This is a genomic window from Paenibacillus sp. W4I10 (assembly GCF_030816325.1).
Taxonomy (GTDB): Bacteria; Bacillota; Bacilli; order Paenibacillales; family Paenibacillaceae; genus Paenibacillus; species Paenibacillus amylolyticus_B.
In genome coordinates, this window is the sequence record NZ_JAUSXX010000001.1 from 6686615 (window position 1) to 6705902 (window position 19288).

Below are 19288 nucleotides of genomic sequence, written 5' to 3' on the forward strand. Positions count from 1 at the left end.
AGTTACATAAGCCTTTAACATAGTGGGCTTATAATAACACACATGACCCCCTTTTTTTATATATCTTTTGAGCCTGCACACCGTGTGCAGGCTATTTTTTTGGGATGAAAATGTATATGTTTTGTGTAAAGCTTACCCCTTTATATAAATTTTGCTAGAATAGAGGAATGGATTCGAATATATTAAAGCCAGTTGTTTCATAGTTAAGCTTCATTGGATGGTACATCAAGCATTTAACGTTTGGGCTCAGGCGAATGCAAATCAACGACAGTGTGTATGAGGAACACAACGCCAGAGAAATCCGTCTTATTCCACAAGAACAGTATAAAAGGAGTTTCAGGTCAGTCTTTATTCCTTCTAATACTCGCAGAAACGCCCCCGTCCTTATACAAGGGCGGGGTAGCCGTTCTGCTTGCTCGCTGGAAACTGTAAGTTATATAGAATGCCTGGTACGAGAAATGGCACCTAAATGTTAATGCAACTGTGTTCTCATACAACTGGCTAGTGACAGATTTAAGGGGGAATTAGTTTTGAGTAAGGTTGGAAGAAATGAGTTATGCCCATGCGGAAGTGGGAAAAAATATAAGAAATGTTGTCTGAATAAGGAGTCCTCACCCGCAGAATCTATACTGCGCCTGATATCAGCGGAGCAGCCTGTCCAAGAAGCTACAGTTCAGCCTGAGAGCAAGCTGACTCTGACCAAACTGAATAGGATGGTAACGCAAGAACTGAAATGGGAACATCAGGCTCACGAACAGCTGGCCCTGGAGCTGATTGAGAACATGCGGAACCAATACGAGGGAGAGCTCATTTTGGAAGCTCTGATGTTATGGAACGGTTATTCACCGCCAGACCCGCCCCACTGTGAAGAAGACAGGCTCCTTCTGTGCTGCAATTGAGTATTTGCTGTCCGAGGAGTACGGCTTCAATGTCTCAAAAGCTGAAATGGCCAGTAAATATGAGGTAACGACAGGTACGATCTCCCGGAAGGTCAATGAGATGTTCAGTTACATTGAAGAATACGGAATGGGCGGCGAAACGGACGAGCTAATGGTGCTGAACGGTCCAGGCACACCGAAGGACAAAGCGGAGGCTCTGCTACATAAGGCGAGGGAAGCCAGTTCTGCCAAACGCAGAGTACAACTGGCGAAAACGGTGCTGGAGGTGTATCCCGACAGCTCGGATGCATATCTTATTCTGGCTGAGGAATCGGACAATGAGTCAGATGCACGGGCGTACCTCAAGGCTGGAATCGCTGCTGGTGAACGCGAACTGGGTGAGCAGTTTTTTGAGAAGAACAAAGGGGACTTCTGGGGGCTTCAAGAGACTCGCCCATATATCCGGATATGCAAAAGCTACGCGGAATCTTGCTGGTTTGGTGGAAATACCCAAGAAGCGGCACAAACCCTGGAGCATATGCTGGAACTTAATACGGAAGACAATACCGGAGCACGTTACCTGCTCGCTGCTGTGTATTTGTACAGCAACCAATTGGAGCAGGCAGCACAATTGATGACTAAGTATGGAAAAGGTGGCGCCTCAACTGCCTTTGCCTATGACCAGATCATTCTGGAGTATAAGAAGAATGGGATCACCTCCCAGCTCAACAAGCTGTACAGTGTGGCTCGGGGGATGAACAAGCATGTGCCGGATTACCTGCTGGGTTTGAAACGGCTGCCGCATAACCTCCCTGACTTTGTTGGAATGGGCGACTCCAACGAAGCGATTGAATATGTCATTATGCACTCCCGTCTATGGGCGAGCATGCCTGATCTGCTGAAGTGGATGCTGAAACAATAGAGATATAAGAAGGCAATAGAAGTTGGAATTCTTCATTCGAGGAATCCAGCTTCTATTGCCTTTTGTACAGCTTCTTCCCGGTTACGAACGCCCAATTTCATATAGACAGTGGAGGCATAATTCCTCACTGTGCCATCAGATAAATATAATTTGGCGGCAATGGTTTTATAGCGTAGACCTTTACAAACAAGCTGTAATATTTCCATTTCCCTTGAAGTCAGGCCGAAGTTCTCCGTTTTTTTTGGTTTCAATACTCCGGTTCCAGTGTTGTCCATTTCGAGCTTCTCAAACAATTTATGCGACATCTCTTGATCAATCAGTGTACCCCCGCGATAGACAAGACGAATCGTTTCAGCAAGTTCACGGGGTTCAATAGATTTCGATAAGTAGCCATCTGCTCCACTTCGCAGAACTTCTAGGGCCTGTTCAGTATCCTGAAACGTGGTTAGAATTAGAATTCGAATGTGCGGCCATTTTTGTTTAATGATTTTGGTAGCTGAAATTCCATCCATATTGGGCATGTCCAAATCCAAGAGTATCACCTGGGGCTGATCCTGCTCACAGCTTTCAATGGCTTGTAAGCCATCCTCAGACAATCCGACCACGTTCAGATCCTTGTGCCCCTCCAGAATGGTCCGTAGGCTTTCCCGAATGAAGGCTTGGTCATCCACGATCAGTAAGCGAATAATCTCATCCGATAATTCCACTTGTCTTGGCAATGTGCAAGTCACGAGCGTTCCTTCCCCAGGCTCGGAATAAACGGACACTTGCCCTTGTAGATTCATGGCGCGTTCTTTCATCGCGTTCAAGCCAAAGCCATCCTGCCATTCTTCCATTCCTTTACCATTGTCCTGTATTTCCAGTCTAACTTGACGCTGCTCAAATTTTAGCGTAGCGGTGATTTCCGTGGACTCCCCATGCCGTACGGCGTTAGTTAACGATTCCTGCAAACAACGATAGAAGGCCATCTTGGCCATTTTGGGTAATGGGTATTCCTCTCCAAAAGTTCGGAAATGAACGTTTATTTTTGCTTGTGCTTGAAAATCTTCAACTAATTGCTGCAATGATTGAAGCATCGGCTGGATCTCCTGCGGGGACTCTACCTGATGCAAGTATCCTCTGATTTCTTTTAGACTTCTGCGGGCTAGATTCAACAAAGAACTGACATTCTGTTTCCCTGCCTCTGTAGAAAGTTCAGGACGCAATGTTTCTAACCCCATGATGATAGAAGTATAGGAATGTCCGACAGTATCGTGGAGATCCTTGGACAGCCGGTCACGTTCTTCGGCTAGCGTGATACGTTCAATTTGGGAAAAATACTGTTGTAGAATCGTATTCTGTTCCCGGATGAGTTCACTCTGTCGATGATTGACCACCAGCAAATGAAAGGCAAACCCAATGGCATAAGCGAGTCCGATATGGATCATCATGACCCAATAATTGCTCTGATTGGATAATACATTAATCAAAATCGGCAAGAGCAGGATTGTTACGGGCCCTGTCCAACGATAGGATTTATGAGCGCTATTCACCGCAATCAGGAAAGCATAGGTCAGAAACGCGAGATAAGCTTCCGGAAAAAAATATGTTAAATACAAGCATAGTCCGCCCGAAAAAATAATTTCTGTAAGCAGATAATATTTATAGCTGAGCTGTAAACAAAGCCAGGGAACGGAAAAAGCGAAAATTTGCCAAACAATCAAAGCCCAAAGCGGCAGGGAGATCTGAGCATGAAACTGTACGGTTGTGAACATGAGAGAAATACTTAAAATAAGCCGAAATATGAACATGATCCAGTCATACCAGAACCACTGTTTTACCGTTTCAAACAAGTTACTCTCTCCTTACTAAAGTCTTCTATATCTTTTTACTTACAATTATGAATCGATTAAACGATAATTTCTCAAGTAAGTTTTGACAAGTGTAAATTGTAACACAGAAACTATCGGTTTAACCTTTTTGTCATTTGACGCGTATAGCCGCCAATTAGACGAACCAGAACGTTTAATAGCCCGGAACTAATAAAAGCAAAAACAACTCCCATAGCCATAATAAAAAGTGATTTCATGAAGGTATCTATCTGCATCCCAAAAAGGTGGATATCAAAGATAGGAAAGAACAGCGGAGTTAGCACTAACAAAAGAGGCATTACGCAGAGCAAAGCAGCACAAAGGAGACATAGAAGACCAATCCATAACTTCAACATCAACCAACAGATCGCGACCCAGTTACGTGTATCCATAAGTTCCTCTTTAGCTTGCGCCCATAAAGGTTGGTCTGTTCTTATACTCCGTTCGTAAGGCTGGGTGGTGATATCGGTATAAATCTTCGTTTGTATACGTTCGAATTGCACGAAGGTTAGCGTGGTTCGCAATACTTGTGTGAGCAGGGGAATGCCTGCAACTGTAAAAGAAAGGCCTATGCCTAATGTCAGAGTAACCAAGTAAAAGCAAAAGTAAAATAATCCTGTAGCAAAAGTGAGCAGTAAGAAGTACCCATTTTGGAAAAAGCAACGGATCGTTTTATTCATGAATGTTCCATCGTCCCTTCAATGTAATAGACGTATCATACCGATTCTCGTGTCACTTCATCCAGTGTGAAAATGTCATGTGACATGATTAGAGAACCCAGAGAAGATAGTGACGAAATGCAACTTGTTCGTATGACAGGAAATTTGCAATACTCGGGTAGGCCTAGTGGTCATAGGCAAATATGATAAAGGGAGAGGAACCATGAAAAAAGCAATTCGCAATGCCAGTCTTGCAGTTCTACTATTATCTACAAGTATCGTAACAGCATGTACAGCTACTAATGGTGTAGCTGCATCAAATCAGAAATCAATAGAGAAAGTCAGCTTGGAAGGGCCAAAAGATTCAAAGGAAGTAGAGGCGTTCGCTAACGCTGTATTTGCGGATAAGATGAAGGAATTCAATACCGTGGGCTCCAATTTTGTAGTCGTTAAGGACGGGAAAGTACTTTTAAGTAAAGGGTACGGTTATGCAGATAGAGAAAAGAAGATACTCGTTGATAAAGATACTGTTTTCCAAATTGGATCTGTTACCAAGTCTTTTACAGCATTGGCGGCTATGCAGCTTGTCGATCAAGGAAAAATTGATCTTAAGCATGACATCCAAGAATATCTCGGTGGAATGAAGGTACCAAACATAACCGGAAAACCGCTGACGATGTTTGATCTGCTTACCTATACGAGCGGGGTGGACTTGCCGGATATCGTCACTGATTATTCGGTGGAGTATTTGAATAAGGACATTTCAATGAAGCGGTATCTCCATAAGAATATGCCAACTGTGGTAAGACCTCCGGGAGAAGTTTATACGTATGACAATTTTGGTTTTATGTTGGCGGGATATGCAGTAGAGAACGTGAGCGGCATGCCTTATTCTCAATATATGGAGAAAAATATATTCAAACCATTAGGAATGGACAAGACCAGTGTTAGATTAACTCCTGAGGTACTATCCAATATGGCTGCACACTATGGACCGAGCGGTGAGCTTCAGCCGACAATGGGAACTGCGCCTTCCGTGAAGCCTGAGGGAAGTATGACTTCAACAGGTGAAGACATGGCTAAGTACTTGATTATGCACTTAAACAAAGGTGAATTTGAAGGCAAGGAAATCGTCAGCAAACAAAGCGTAGATTTGATGCAAACCTATCAATTTTACGCTGATCCTACAATTCCTATCACAACCGTTGGATTCGAAGGGTATTTCAACAATGTCATGAACGGTCAGCATGTAATACTCAAGGGAGGAAATGTTCCGGGTCATTCCTCGTTAATTGCCATCTTGCCAGAGAAGAATACTGCCTTTTACTTGTCTTATAATAACGATTCAATGATGAGTTTAGGTGTGTACGAGGCATTTATGAATCACTATTTTCCTAAGACAGTAAAAACACAGCCATCCACCTATTCAAAAATAAGCAAACAAACCGCCCAAGCTTACGTTGGATTATACAGAAACACGCGTTTATATGGAGTAAGGACTAAAATTTCTTATGCGGATGGGAATTTGTTGATGGAAACGGGGACTACCGGCAAACATCCGCTGAGAATGGTTCATCCGCTTCTATTTGAAGATGAAGCCGGTAATAAAATGGCATTCAAGAAAGATAAATCCGGTGATATCACTTATTTCTATTATACGAATCCCCAAGGTATGGATTTCGTTGCGCATGCCCAAAAAGTAAAGATGAAAACAGGATTCTCCGATGTGCCCAATGGCAGTGTATATAAATCGTATATTGATAATCTAAACAGCTTAGACATTATGGGAGCCAAATCAGGTAATCGCTTTGATCCTAAAGGAAAGATGACACAGGGAGAATTTGCGGACGTATTGCTGCGCGCCCATGGCATGCATACGTTTCCGGATGAATTCCGTGAAAATAAGAAACGGATGATAGCCGGAATCCCCCATTATCAACCAAAGTCCGTAATTACAAGACAAATGGCGGCAGTTATGATTCAAAATCTGAAGCATGCAGCGCCTGGAACAAATGTTAAACTGATCGGCAAAACGGATTCATGGGCGGTTGATGCGATCATTGCGCTTGTTTCTCAAGGTATTGTAGACCCGGATACGAAGATTAATTCGAATCGGACTGTTGATTTCCGGTCCACACAAACGTTGAGTCGCCAAGAAGCTAGCGCCCTGCTTGATAAAGCTTTTGATTACTACACCTTACCGATCAAGCCCTGAATTTAATCGTATTAAAAGTGAGGCGCTGGATGGAACAGCCCTCACTTTTTTATGCACCAAGGAGCGGTGTCGGAGTGGGCGTCAGGGAGAAGCCTTCTCCCTGTCCCCTGTTATGGGTACGGCCACTTGCAGCACCTAACGCTCGCTGGCATCTTTCATCTTAGGAAATACTTTGGCCCATTTTCGCGTGCGCAGGCGGCCGCCCGTTTGGCATCTATCAGTTGTTGGGCTTTGGCCCATACTTTTTTCGTCAGTGTGATTAAATTTTTTGTAATATCTTTTCGTGTTAATCCTTGACTTTAGCACTGCGGTTCATTACAATCAGAAAATAATACGTTGACTATAGTCAATACAAGCGTTTTTGAACTATATTACTGATTTGATGACGGGACCAAGTACTCCGTGCCCACATGACCAGAGAGGAATCCCCAGGCTGTAAGGATTCTCTTGATGAGCGGACGAATGACTTCCCCGAGAACAGACGGCGAACACAGCAGAGATGATCTGTTGACCAGTAGCCGGCCTGCGCAGGACGTGCGTTACACGTAGAGCGGAATATCTGCTTGATCAGAAAGCCTTAGGCAATCCTGAATCATCAGAGATCACCTGAACGGCTAAAGTGTCAGGTTTCCGGAATGTGGGTGGTACCACGGGTGAATGTATATTACACAATCTCTCGTCCCTTTGTTTGCTGTATACACAGCGACAGGGCGAGGGATTTTTTTGTTATATAAGTTGATTTAAAAGAAATACACGAAAACGGAGAGGGCAGAAAAAACCTGTAAAAGCGAAGCGTTCGCCTTTATCACCGGATTTCCACATTGAGAATGAAAATTTAAAAAATCTGGGGATAACAGCGATTGTAAGGTTGATCTGCCCGCGCAGTGATCACGTGTATAATTTTTAACTTTTACAGAAAAAAATCAATGCTGGAGGGATCAAGATGGCTTTTCAAAAACCGACGGGGACGCAGGACTTACTTCCTGGAGTTGTCGAGAAATGGCAGTACGTAGAAGAAAAAGCACGAGATCTGTGTCGACGGTTTAATTACCGCGAGATTCGTACACCGATCTTCGAACAGACTTCTTTATTTGTACGCGGTGTAGGAGAGACTACCGATATCGTTGAAAAAGAAATGTATACCTTTGATGACAAAGGCAATCGCAGCATGACTCTTCGTCCGGAGGGAACAGCGGGTGTTGTCCGTGCGTATGTAGAGAATAAAATCTACGGGGAACCGGATGTGAGCAAGTTGTATTACATCGGTCCGATGTTCCGGTATGAGCGTCCGCAGGCAGGCCGTCAGCGTCAGTTTCACCAGTTTGGTGTAGAAGCCATCGGTGCACTGGACCCGGCGATTGATGCCGAAGTAATCGCACTGGGCTACCAGTTGTGTGTAGAGCTCGGTTTGAAGGATGTCAAAGTGGAGATCAACTCTGTTGGTAACTCGACCAGCCGTGCAGAATATCGCGAGACGTTACTTGGATTCCTTAGACCGATGAAAGACAGCCTGTGCAAGGACTGCCAGTCACGCATGGAGCGTAATCCGCTGCGTGTACTCGACTGCAAAGTCGATCAGGACAAATTCGTAGGGGCACCGTCCATACTGGATAGCCTGGATGAAGAGTCTTTGAATCATTTTGCCAAGCTGCAGGCATACCTGGATGATTTCGGAGTGGATTATGCTGTGAACAATCGTCTGGTACGGGGCTTGGATTATTACACCCTGACTGCGTTTGAATTAAAAGCCCAAGGTATTGGAGCGATTGATACCGTTGGTGGCGGTGGTCGATACAATGGACTGGTTGGAGATATCGGTGGACCTGATCAGCCGGGCATCGGCTTCGGTATTGGTCTGGAACGTATTCAACTGATTCTGGAGCACCAAAATATTGAGGTTACTACGCTCGTTCCACTGGATGTGTACTTTGTTGCTCTGGGAGAGGCTGCTGATCGTGAAGTGAACCGTCTGTTGTTCAAACTTCGTCAGTCTGGATTGTCTGGTGAACGTGATTATCTGGGCCGCAAGATGAAAGCACAGATGAAATCAGCTGACCGTTTCAAATCCCGCTATACCGCCATCCTTGGTGATGACGAGCTAGAGCGTGGTGAGATCGCCCTCAAGTCGATGGATACGGGAGAGCAACAAACCGTGAAGCTTGATGATCTGGTAGCAGCCATTCGCGAAGGTAAATGAGCACGAACTGTAACATGAAGATTAAAACTTTCGAGTAACACAATTGATCCGGCAAAATTACTGAGGTTCACCGACGATTCCAACGAATTGGAAGTTGGCGAGCCAGAGGTAACATGCCTTTTCGAATACATGGTCTACACGTAACCGGGCTGTTGAAGAGCAGGTATTAACTGCCCATACAGAACGGAAATTCACATAATGAGGAGTTTGGTTATGAAAAGAAGTCATCATTGCGGCGCATTAACACCCGCACACATCGGTGAAACAGTAACATTGAACGGTTGGGTTCAAACCCGCCGTGACCTGGGGGGCGTACTCTTTATCGATCTGCGTGACCGCAGCGGGATTGTACAAGTTGTCTTTAACCCGGCTTATTCCGGTGAAGCTCTGCAAATCGCAGATCGCGTACGTAGCGAGTATGTTATCGCTGTAACGGGTAAAGTTGTTAAACGTGATGCAGAAACAGTTAACAAAAACCTGCCTACAGGCGAAATTGAAGTTCAAATCACAGAAATCGAAGTGCTGAATGCAGCAAAAACACCTCCATTCTTCATTGAAGATGGTGTCGAAGTTGATGAATCCCTTCGTTTGAAATATCGTTACCTGGACCTGCGTCGTCCGGAAATGTTCGAAACACTGAAATTGCGTTCCAAAGCATCCAAAGTGTTCCGTGACTACCTGGATGGAGAAGAGTTCGTTGAAGTGGAAACACCGATTTTGACGAAGAGCTCCCCGGAAGGTGCGCGTGATTATCTCGTACCGAGTCGTGTGCATGAAGGTGAATTCTTCGCCTTGCCGCAATCACCGCAAATATACAAACAATTGCTGATGGTCGGCGGACTTGAGCGTTACTATCAGATCGCTCGTTGTTTCCGGGATGAGGATCTGCGTGCAGACCGTCAACCAGAATTCACTCAAGTCGACATCGAGACTTCTTTCCTGCAACAGGATGACCTGCTGCCAATGATGGAAGAACTGATGGCCAAATTACTGCGTGAAACCAAAGGCATTGAGCTGGAATTACCTTTCCAACGGATTACGTATGCAGATGCAATGGGCAAATACGGTTCAGACAAACCAGATCTGCGCTTTGGTATGGAACTGGTTGAAATGAACGATATCGTAGCAAACAGTGGTGTTAAAGTATTTGCTTCTGTCATCGAAAAAGGTGGAGAAGTGAAAGTGCTGAACGCTAAAGGCTGTGGCACATGGAGCCGTAAAGAGATCGATGATCTCGGACCATTTGCTGCACGTTACGGTGCGAAAGGTCTGGCTTGGATTCAAGTGAAAGACGGCGAGTTCAAAGGGCCTATCGTGAAGTTCTTCACGCCTGAAGAAATCGAAGCTGTCAAAGAACGTACTGGTGCTGAAGATGGCGACTTGTTGCTCTTCTCCGCAGACACCAAAAAAGTGGTTGCTGACGTTCTGGGCGCATTGCGTCTGAAAATCGGCCGTCAACTTGGATTGATCGATGACAGCAAATTCAAATTTGCTTGGGTTGTGGACTTCCCACTCCTCGGATATGATGAAGATGCGAAACGTTATGTGGCAGAACACCATCCGTTCACACGTCCAAAAGATGAAGATGTACATCTGTTCGACACTGATCCGGGTGCAATCCGCGCTCAAGCCTATGACCTTGTTCTCAATGGTTATGAAGTAGGTGGCGGTTCGATGCGTATCTACAAACGTGATGTTCAGGAAAAAATGTTTGCTGCCCTTGGACTCTCACCAGAAGTAGCGAATGAGAAATTCGGCTATCTGTTGGAAGCATTCGAATATGGAACTCCACCGCATGGTGGTATTGCCTTTGGTCTGGACCGTCTTGTGATGTTGCTGGCGGGTCGCACGAACTTGCGTGAAACGATTGCCTTCCCGAAAACGGCAAGTGCAACGGATCTGCTCATGAATGCACCTTCTGAAGTGGATGACTCGCAATTGGAACAACTTCATATCCGCGTAGCCCGTAAACCGGTAGCGGAAAAGAAATAAAGGAGGCATCGATTCTCAATGCTCCATCAATTTTCAAGAACAGAACTTGCGATCGGACCTGAAGGTCTGGACGCATTGAAGAATAGTACAGTCGCTGTGCTCGGTATTGGCGGCGTAGGTGGAATTGCTGTAGAAGCTCTTGCCCGTAGCGGCGTTGGGCGCATCATCCTGATTGATAAAGACGTAGTGGACATCACCAATATTAACCGCCAGATTCATGCTCTGACCACGACAGTAGGGCAGAAAAAAGCGGATCTGATGGTGGAACGTGTGAAACTGATCAATCCGGAATGTGATGCGATTGCCCTGAATATGTTTTACACGGAAGAAACGTATGAGGAATTGTTCAAATATGAACTGGATTATGTGCTGGATGCATCCGACACGATTATCTACAAAATCCATCTCATTAAAGAGTGCCTGAAACGTAAAATTCCGATGATCTCCAGCATGGGTGCGGCGAATAAAATGGACCCAACGAAATTCCAGGTTGCGGATATTTCGAAAACGACCATGGACCCGATTGCCCGTGTTGTACGTACGACACTTCGCAAAGACGGCATCAAAAAAGGTGTGAAAGTGGTCTTCTCGACTGAAAAGCCGATGAAACCGCGTGAGGACGTAACACAAAAAATCGTTCCCGAGAATGCTCCGGAAATTCGTAAGGCTAAACAGCCACCTGCGAGTAACTCATTTGTGCCTCCGGTAGCCGGACTGATTATGGTCAGTGTTGCGATTAAGGATTTGTTAGAGATTGCAGAGAACAAGCAGCATTAACTTGCTGCCACTGAAGAAGCGTGGATGCTCATAAGGCATCTGCGCTTTTTTTGTGTAATCATACTTCGCAAGACCGGAGCGGATGGGACGTCACTCGTCTATGATGGACGCGATGCATACCGGAGAAATGTCAGAGTTACGTCATGTACTTCATACTCAAAACCGTGTATGATATTCACTGCTGCGCGAAATGATGATACATACATAAACGAATTTGCGGCATATAGGTTCAACTTAACTTTTTACACAAGAACGGAGAGGACAGAAAAAAGCTGGAGAAGCGAAGCGTTCGCCTTTATCACCGGATTTTCCCACTGGAGAAGAAATGCTAAAAAAATCTGGGGATAACAGCGATCGGAAGATTATTCTGTCATCGGAGTGGCAAGTGTAAACATTCATTAGTTGAATTTATAGAGAGAGGGGAATAGAACGAAATGAAACACGGATGGATGACCAGACGTCTTGGCATGGAGCCAGGAGACCAGTGGAAGAAGGAAATTGTGGCGGGAGCCATTTCCTATTTTGCCGTGGTCTATATCGTTATGGTCAATGCTACAATTCTTTCCGATGCCGGAATGCCCTTGCAGGCAGCTATGGTTGGAACCCTGCTGACATCCATCGCAGGCTGTTTGCTCATGGCATTTGGCGGAAAATCACCGATTATCGTGGTACCCGGAATGGGGATTAATGCATTTTTCACGTATACACTTGTACATTCCATGAAATTAAGCTGGCAAGAAGCGCTGGCCGTTGTAACCGTTACAGGTATACTGTTTGCCATTGTTGCGTTTACGTCACTATACAAAATGATCAGCGAAGCGATCCCGAAAAATCTGCAGCATGGCATTACGGTCGGGATTGGTTTGTTTCTGACATTTATCGGTTTGCAAAAAAGTGGAATCGTTATCGCGCATCAGACTACGTTTGTTGCGATTGGGCATTTCAATGATCCGAATGTCATTACAGCCTGCGTTACGCTGGTGCTTGCCTTGATTTTATTTATACGGAACGTACAGGGTGGACTTCTGATCAGTATTCTGGTCGGGACAGGTCTTGCCTATGTACTTGGAGCAGTGAACCCGGGTGAATCCGTATCAGCGATGGATGCGCTGCGTCAATACGGTGGGTTGTTTGGCGAATTGTCTTTGATGAAGCTGGCTGATGTCGCGTTTTGGATCGCGGTATTTTTGCTACTGCTAATTGTGGTGTTTGAAAATATCGGTTTAATTACAGCTCAGACACAGATGATTGGTCGTCCGGAGCGATTCAAGGGAAGTCTGCGGGCACTATCGATTAGTACCGTGCTGGCAGGCATATTCGGAAGCAGTCCTCCAGTTGCCGCCGCCGAGACTACAGCCGGAATTGCTGCAGGCGGTCGCACAGGTTTGACTCCGCTCGTTACAGCCGTGTTATTCGGAGCTACTTTTTTCTTCATCCCGCTGCTCGGTTACATTCCGGACAGTGCAATTGCACCCATTTTGATCATTATTGGTGGCCTGATGGTGCAAGGTGTGAAAGATATGGATTTTGGTGACTTTACAGAGGCATTCCCGGCATTTCTGATCATGGTCATGATTCCATTTACATATAGCATCGTGGACGGTATGGCGTTTGGATTTATTGCCTATCCATTAGCGAAGCTGGCAGCAGGTCAAGGTAAACAGGTACCTGTGGTCATGTATGGCATTTCCATCCTCTTTTTAGCCAATTTTGTGTTACATGGTATCTTGTAAAGCTGTGTTAAACAACAAAAGGCAACGTCATGTAAGTTCATACGTATGATCTCTGGTGAGCAGATGGAGAACGGGAGGAACGGCAATGGAAGAGCAGCAACAAGCAGGGCAGAATGAACCGAAGGTAGGAAAAAAGGGATTTAGGGATTTCGTCAAGCTTATCGCTTCCACGAATCCGCCAAAACTGATTTTGATTCTTGCCCTCATCTTAACCCTGATTCAAACAACAGCCGGACTGATCGTGCCATTGATGACCAAAGGTCTGATTGATGGACTTACCACTTCGGCATTGAACAAATCTGTGATTTTGTTATTGCTTGGGGCATTTGTGATTCAGGCGATTGCCTCAGGTATTAGCATTTATATGTTAAATTACGCAGGACAACGCGTGGTCGCAACGCTTCGCACCAAGCTGTGGAACAAGGTCTTGTCGCTGAGAATGCCGTATTTCGACCGAAATCGGACAGGCGATACGATGAGCCGGATTACCAATGATACAAGCCAGATCATGACGTTGATCGCGGATTATCTGGTTTCCTTTGTGTCGAACATCGTTGCCGTTGTGGGTGGCGTGGCGTTACTGTTCTATTTGGACTGGGTGATGTCGCTCATTATTTTGAGTCTGGTGCCACTTACGTTGTTGATTCTGTTGCCGGTGGGTAAGAAAATGTACAAGATCTCCAAGAAACAGCAGGATGAGATGGCAGGTCTTACGTCCGTGCTCAGTCAGGTTATTGGCGAGATTCGCTTGGTCAAAGCCTACGGCACGGAGAAACAGGAAGTGGAAGCAGGAGATTCCCGGATTCGTAAAATGTTCGCTTTTGGTTTGCAGGAAGCACGTATCCTCGCTCTGATCGGTCCCTTGTTTACATTTGTCATGACTGCCGTGTTGGTCGTTATTCTGGGTGTGGGGGGAATGCGCGTAGCGTCTGGCATGCTGTCACCGGGTGAACTGGTCGCGTTCATATTGCTGTTGTTCCAGGTCATTATGCCAATGGGACAATTCACGACGTTATACTCCCGTTTACAGAAAGTTGTAGGTGCAACAGAGCGCATACAAGCTATCCTTGCCGATGAGGAAGAGCCACATCACAGCACCAAGGTAGCTCCAAAAGGAAATGAGACGATTGCATTCCATGATGTACACTTTTCCTATGTCACAGGTGAGGAAGTGCTGCACGGAATCAATCTGACGGTACCTACACAAAAAGTGACAGCGATTGTCGGCCCAAGCGGTAGTGGCAAATCAACACTGTTCTCCTTGATGGAGCAGTTCTATATGCCCGATTCAGGCCATATTTCATATGGGGGACAAGCCATAACGGATTATTCTTTGGCCTCCTGGCGTAGCAAGATTGGGTATGTATCTCAGGAAAGTCCACTTATGGCGGGTACGATCAAAGACAACATCACGTACGGATTAGGTCGTGAGGCCACGATGGATGAGATCCGGCGAGCTGCTGAAATGGCCTATTCTGCCGATTTTATCGACAAGCTACCACAGGGTTATGACACGGAAGTGGGCGAGAGAGGAATTAAGCTATCCGGGGGCCAACGTCAGCGGATTGCTATTGCTCGTGCCTTACTGCGCAGTCCGGATATTCTTATGTTGGATGAAGCCACATCCAGTCTGGACAGCACCTCGGAGTATGAAGTACAACAGGCTTTGTCCAACCTGATGGAAGGAAGAACTACGATCGTGATCGCGCACCGATTGTCCACAGTGGTGGATTCCGATCAGATTGTTGTATTGGAGCATGGACATGTTACCGGAACAGGAACTCATGCGGAATTGATCAGCAGTCATTCGGTGTATCGTGAATTAGCGCAGAAGCAGTTTGTCGCACAGGAAGGTCAAAATTGAAATCAGAACTAGATCAATTACTGTTTTTCAAAGATAAGGTTCAAATATAGTTTTACTTAAGACCGTTGTTCATTCGTTCAGTACGAGCGTGAGCAACGGTTTTCTTGTATGAGTTCATCCAGGTTGCTGTAGCTTTTTCCACATCAATATGATATAGTGGGTATCCTTTTGCGTCGTCAGTGATTGGCGATGCAGAGCAAAACATATTCTTAGGAGGTAACTGAAACATGTCAGACAGCTTTCAAAGTGCCTATCAAGAAGAAGAGTACAGGTTAGAGCGAACGATGGAGGAAGTGGACAGTCAGCTGGAACGACTGCAAAATATTCCGGTGTATACCGGCCACGACTTCACAGAACAAGTGCTGGAAGCTGGACGCGAAGAGCGCCGCACCGCCTTGTCCAAGAGCGCGCAGCAACCCTATTTCGGACGCTTGGATTTCGAAGAACAGGGCAGTGGTGCACGGAAACCGCTGTATATTGGCAAAATCGGCGTAGACCGCGAAGAGGTGGGAGAGCATCCGCTCGTCATCGACTGGCGTGCTCCTGTCGCGAGCCTGTTTTACTCATTTACAGGAGGCGAAGCCTCCGCAACGTATGAAGCCCCGGAAGGGCTTATTGAAGGTCTGGTGTACCTGAAACGAAACGTTGTCATTCGGCAGCGGATATTGGAACGTGTGGCGGATACATATAACCGTGATAGCGACCAGCCAGCGGTATCGGATGAATTCCTCGTTTATCGTCTGGGAGAGAACAAGGATAACAAACTCCGTGACATCGTATCTACAATTCAGGCGGAGCAGGATCTGATCATTCGTGCGGCGCGAAATACCGCATTGATCATTCAGGGTGTAGCTGGATCCGGGAAAACAACGGTTGCCCTGCATCGGCTTGCCTTTTTGCTATATCAGTATAAGGAGCAGGTATCTGCGGAGAAAATGGTTATTTTTGCACCCAACCATATGTTCCTGGATTACATCTCGGATGTGCTTCCGGAACTTGGAGTAGGGGACATTCAACAGCGGACATTCCCGGATTGGGCGATGAACCTGTTGGGGCTGGAGATGCCTTTGGCGAATACGTCGGATACATTGAACACCTGGTTCGAAACACCTGATGCACGGCCTGAATTGAATGATGATGTACCTGGACGTTACAAAGGATCGATCCGTTTCATGGAGCTTATTCGAGAGTGGCTGTCGGGCATGGAAGCGGATTCCGTACCGGATATGGACTTCAGTCCATGGGATGGTAAGGAGCTCAGCAAGACGGAGATCGAGAACTGGTTCGGTGAGGAGTACAAACATTATCCGCTGGCCAAACGCAAAGAACGGGTCATGGCGCGGGTTCACCGCTGGATTGAGATGGAACTTAAGAAACCGATGCCAGAAGCTGTGCGCAAAGAACGCAAGAAAAAAGCATCTACTCGTGAGAAAGCTTATGCCAAAAAATGGCCTCAATACGAGCCGCTTACGTTATATAAACAGTTGTTCAAAGCTGCAAAAGGGGGGGCTGTGCCAGCTTCGCTCAGCGGGCTTATTCCAAAACTAGTCATGAAACAAACGGCAGCAGATCTGAAGCAGGATATCGTCCGTGAAGAGGATTTGCCTGCATTGGTATACATTCATACATTGGTCCATGATATTGAGGGCTCGGAGCGGTTTGACCATATTGTGATCGATGAAGCCCAGGACTTTTCACCTTTCCATGTGGCGTTATTGGATCGTTTCGTCAAAGGGCATTCCTTCACCATACTTGGTGACTTGTCCCAAGGGATTCATGAGTACCGTGGTGTTCATGCGTGGGAAGAGATGAGTTCTCTATTTCCTGAGGAACAGAATGCATACTTTGCATTGACCCGAAGTTATCGTTCGACGATGGAAATTATCGACTATGCCAATACGATTCTGGAACGTGGTGTCAAGAGCGGAATTACGGCGATTCCTGTTTTCCGTAGTGGTGATCCGGTTCGGACATTGGCTTATGGAGGCGAAGGGCGGACGGCAAGTCTGGAGCAGGCTTTGAAGGTGTTAACCGTCAAAGACTACCGAACGGTCTCCATCCTGACCCGTACACTGCATGAAGCAGAGGAACTTCATCGTGAACTTCAGGACGCAGGCTGGGATCTAAACCTGATCGATGGTGGCAAAAAGCAGTACACGGGTGGACACTCCGTTTTACCGGTCTATCTGTCTAAAGGGTTGGAGTTTGATGCCGTTATTGTGGCAGACGTAGACCAGAAGCATTATTTGCCAAATGCAGGTGATGCAAAGCTGTTGTACGTTGGTTGTACACGGGCCTTGCATGAATTGTGGTTGTTCCATGACGGTGTACTGCCGATCTATGCGGCTGCAACACATAATCCCGACGGCGAGCCTGTAACCATTCAGGGTTGGCCTGAGATTGGGTAAATAAAGTTTGCTTAACCAAAGAAAGGCATGACGTTCATGGGAAATCCCATAAGCGCATGCCTTTTTCTGCTTTTGTGCGAGAATCGCTTAATTTTCCGAGAAAAAACGACGGAGGAAGTTCAAGTTTATGTTACGCTATTTCCCATTCTGGACGAGCGACGGTTCACCAGGAATATGCCAACACCAATGAATAAACCGCCCGCCAATGCAAACCACTGGACATGTTCTCCTAGCAAAATCCAACTCGACAATACACCAAAGAACGGTGCCAGAAATAGATACGAACTGGTTTGGGCTGGGTCACTATTCTGAAGCAGATAAAACCAGAGTGAGAACTGAATGATGGAGCAAACAAGCGTTAACCAGAGCAGCGCTATAACCGAGGTGGTATTCACCATGAAGTGAGGCTGTTCAGTCCATACGCTCAGTAAAAGAAGCGCAGCACCTCCCGCGAGCATCTGATAGGCTGTTAAGACAAAAGTATCGTAGCCATCGCCCCAGCGTTTGATGAGCAATGTGGAGACTGCAAAGGAGATCGCACCACCAAATCCAATCCAGGTTCCAGGACTAAAGCTCATCTGCCATCCAAAGGTTAACATAATCCCGATGAAACCGAGTATAACACCGATCCACTGACTGAAACGGTAGGTCACGCTATATAAGAGAGCACTGAGGATAATGACCAGTAACGGATTGGTAAACGTAATAATGGCGGATTCACCGGATGTAATCCAGTTCATGCTGTAGTAGGCGCAACCCATCACTCCTGCGGATTGGAACAGACCAATGAGGATTATTTTCAACCAAGACTGCCACTCGGTAGGCAAAGGACGTTTGCGTAGAAACCAAGCCATCAATCCACCAGCCAGTACATAACGTATGCCCATGAGCAGGAAAGGTGGGGCATATAACATGCCGATCTTGCCAACCGGAAAAGAAGTGCCCATGATTAACGTTGTCAAAATGATCAATAGTGTATATTTCAATGGTTTGATGATCCGGGTATCTTTATCATGACTGGAGCTCATAACGTCTGTCCGCTATCTACAGTAATCAGCTGTCCGGTCATGGATTGCTGTTCTAGCGCGGCACAGATCATGTGTGCGATGTCCTCAGGCGAGGCAATATGCTGTAACAACAGCTCTCCACCAAGACGATACATTCGCTCCTCATTTCCAGCCCACCACCTTGTAGCAACTGCGCCAGGGACGATAGCATTCACCCGAATATGTGGTGAGAGTGCGTGCGCAAGTGATAAAGTTAGACCGTGAACTGCCGCTTTGGAGACAGCGTATGGGAGAGAGGAGCCCGAACCCGTACTACCTGCGATACTGCCCAGATTTACGATAGAACCACCGCCAGCCTGTCTCATACCTTCCGTCACCGCACGAGCGCAATGAAACATGCCTTTAACATTCACATCAACCAGCTCATTCCAGATGTCATCTGTAACAGACTCCAGATCGTGCATGGGGATATGGTGCGTGATTCCAGCGTTATTTACAAGTGCAGTGATCGGGCCATAGGTTTCAGTTACTGTAGTGACCATCTGCCGGACATCAAGATCATTGGCAACATTAGCTTGAACGGCGAATGCATGGCCTCCCGTATCCAAAATGTGTTGAACAGTCTCTCTTGCTGCATCTTGTGAGCGGGAATAGTTGACAGCGACCAAGGCTCCGCGTTCAGCGAGCATCTCACTTACAGCACGGCCTATACCTGTTCCACCACCTGTTATCAGAGCAACTCTATTTTTCCAGTATGTCATGCTGAACACTCCTTATCATCATCCA

At 46.3% G+C, this 19288-nt stretch carries 13 protein-coding genes; 9 read left to right on the top strand and 4 right to left on the bottom strand.

The window, feature by feature from the left end; genetic code table 11:
• Positions 1-530: 530 nt before the first annotated feature.
• Positions 531-899 (top strand): SEC-C metal-binding domain-containing protein, encoded by a 369-nt coding sequence (locus QF049_RS30040; protein ID WP_307542629.1) that lies wholly within the window; start codon positions 531-533, stop codon positions 897-899.
• Positions 865-1800 (top strand): tetratricopeptide repeat protein, encoded by a 936-nt coding sequence (locus tag QF049_RS30045; RefSeq protein WP_307542631.1) that lies wholly within the window; start codon positions 865-867, stop codon positions 1798-1800. Before QF049_RS30040 ends, QF049_RS30045 begins: the two co-directional genes overlap by 35 nt.
• A gap of 32 nt (positions 1801-1832) precedes the next feature.
• Here QF049_RS30045 and QF049_RS30050 read toward each other — a convergent pair whose 3' ends face one another.
• A complete protein-coding gene (locus QF049_RS30050) occupies positions 1833-3632 on the bottom strand; it encodes a helix-turn-helix transcriptional regulator (RefSeq protein ID WP_307542633.1) in 1800 nt (599 codons plus the stop codon).
• Positions 3633-3742: 110 nt separating this feature from the next.
• Entirely contained in the window at positions 3743-4330 is a 588-nt protein-coding gene (locus tag QF049_RS30055; RefSeq protein WP_307542636.1) for a sensor domain-containing protein, read from the bottom strand.
• A gap of 202 nt (positions 4331-4532) precedes the next feature.
• On the opposite strand from QF049_RS30055, the gene QF049_RS30060 reads away from it, so the two are divergent.
• From QF049_RS30060 to QF049_RS30090, 7 genes are all read left to right on the top strand, one after another.
• Positions 4533-6524 (top strand): serine hydrolase domain-containing protein, encoded by a 1992-nt coding sequence (locus tag QF049_RS30060; RefSeq protein WP_307542638.1) that lies wholly within the window; start codon positions 4533-4535, stop codon positions 6522-6524.
• A gap of 943 nt (positions 6525-7467) precedes the next feature.
• Positions 7468-8721: a histidine--tRNA ligase gene (hisS, locus tag QF049_RS30065; RefSeq protein ID WP_307542640.1), complete on the top strand. Its 1254-nt coding sequence runs from the start codon at positions 7468-7470 to the stop codon at positions 8719-8721.
• A 213-nt stretch (positions 8722-8934) separates the two neighbouring features.
• Positions 8935-10713: an aspartate--tRNA ligase gene (gene aspS / locus QF049_RS30070; protein ID WP_091027644.1), complete on the top strand. Its 1779-nt coding sequence runs from the start codon at positions 8935-8937 to the stop codon at positions 10711-10713.
• A gap of 18 nt (positions 10714-10731) precedes the next feature.
• Positions 10732-11490 carry a tRNA threonylcarbamoyladenosine dehydratase gene (locus QF049_RS30075; RefSeq protein ID WP_307542643.1) on the top strand — a complete coding sequence of 253 codons (759 nt, stop codon included), beginning with the start codon at positions 10732-10734 and terminating at the stop codon, positions 11488-11490.
• Between the two features lie 434 nt (positions 11491-11924).
• A complete protein-coding gene (locus QF049_RS30080; protein ID WP_307542645.1) occupies positions 11925-13223 on the top strand; it encodes an NCS2 family permease in 1299 nt (432 codons plus the stop codon).
• 85 nt (positions 13224-13308) lie between these two features.
• Positions 13309-15087, top strand: a complete 1779-nt coding sequence (locus QF049_RS30085) for an ABC transporter ATP-binding protein (RefSeq protein WP_307543487.1) — start codon at positions 13309-13311, stop codon at positions 15085-15087.
• Positions 15088-15314: 227 nt separating this feature from the next.
• Positions 15315-17495 carry a HelD family protein gene (locus QF049_RS30090; protein ID WP_307542647.1) on the top strand — a complete coding sequence of 727 codons (2181 nt, stop codon included), beginning with the start codon at positions 15315-15317 and terminating at the stop codon, positions 17493-17495.
• Positions 17496-17620: 125 nt separating this feature from the next.
• Here the strand turns inward: QF049_RS30090 and QF049_RS30095 are convergent, their stop codons facing one another.
• Positions 17621-18523: a DMT family transporter gene (locus tag QF049_RS30095; protein WP_307542649.1), complete on the bottom strand. Its 903-nt coding sequence runs from the start codon at positions 18521-18523 to the stop codon at positions 17621-17623.
• Complete coding sequence (locus QF049_RS30100; protein WP_307542651.1) at positions 18520-19263, bottom strand: SDR family NAD(P)-dependent oxidoreductase; 744 nt, start codon at positions 19261-19263, stop codon at positions 18520-18522. Before QF049_RS30100 ends, QF049_RS30095 begins: the two co-directional genes overlap by 4 nt.
• Between the last annotated feature and the right edge of the window lie 25 nt (positions 19264-19288).

Coding starts and splice junctions, on each gene's coding strand:
- aspS (WP_091027644.1), top strand. CDS start 8,935: ATGAAAAGAAGTCATCATTGCGGCGCATTAACACCCGCACACATCGGT.
- QF049_RS30075 (WP_307542643.1), top strand. CDS start 10,732: ATGCTCCATCAATTTTCAAGAACAGAACTTGCGATCGGACCTGAAGGT.
- QF049_RS30095 (WP_307542649.1), bottom strand. CDS start 18,523: ATGAGCTCCAGTCATGATAAAGATACCCGGATCATCAAACCATTGAAA.
- QF049_RS30055 (WP_307542636.1), bottom strand. CDS start 4,330: ATGAATAAAACGATCCGTTGCTTTTTCCAAAATGGGTACTTCTTACTG.
- QF049_RS30080 (WP_307542645.1), top strand. CDS start 11,925: ATGAAACACGGATGGATGACCAGACGTCTTGGCATGGAGCCAGGAGAC.
- QF049_RS30090 (WP_307542647.1), top strand. CDS start 15,315: ATGTCAGACAGCTTTCAAAGTGCCTATCAAGAAGAAGAGTACAGGTTA.
- QF049_RS30085 (WP_307543487.1), top strand. CDS start 13,309: ATGGAAGAGCAGCAACAAGCAGGGCAGAATGAACCGAAGGTAGGAAAA.
- QF049_RS30060 (WP_307542638.1), top strand. CDS start 4,533: ATGAAAAAAGCAATTCGCAATGCCAGTCTTGCAGTTCTACTATTATCT.
- QF049_RS30100 (WP_307542651.1), bottom strand. CDS start 19,263: ATGACATACTGGAAAAATAGAGTTGCTCTGATAACAGGTGGTGGAACA.
- hisS (WP_307542640.1), top strand. CDS start 7,468: ATGGCTTTTCAAAAACCGACGGGGACGCAGGACTTACTTCCTGGAGTT.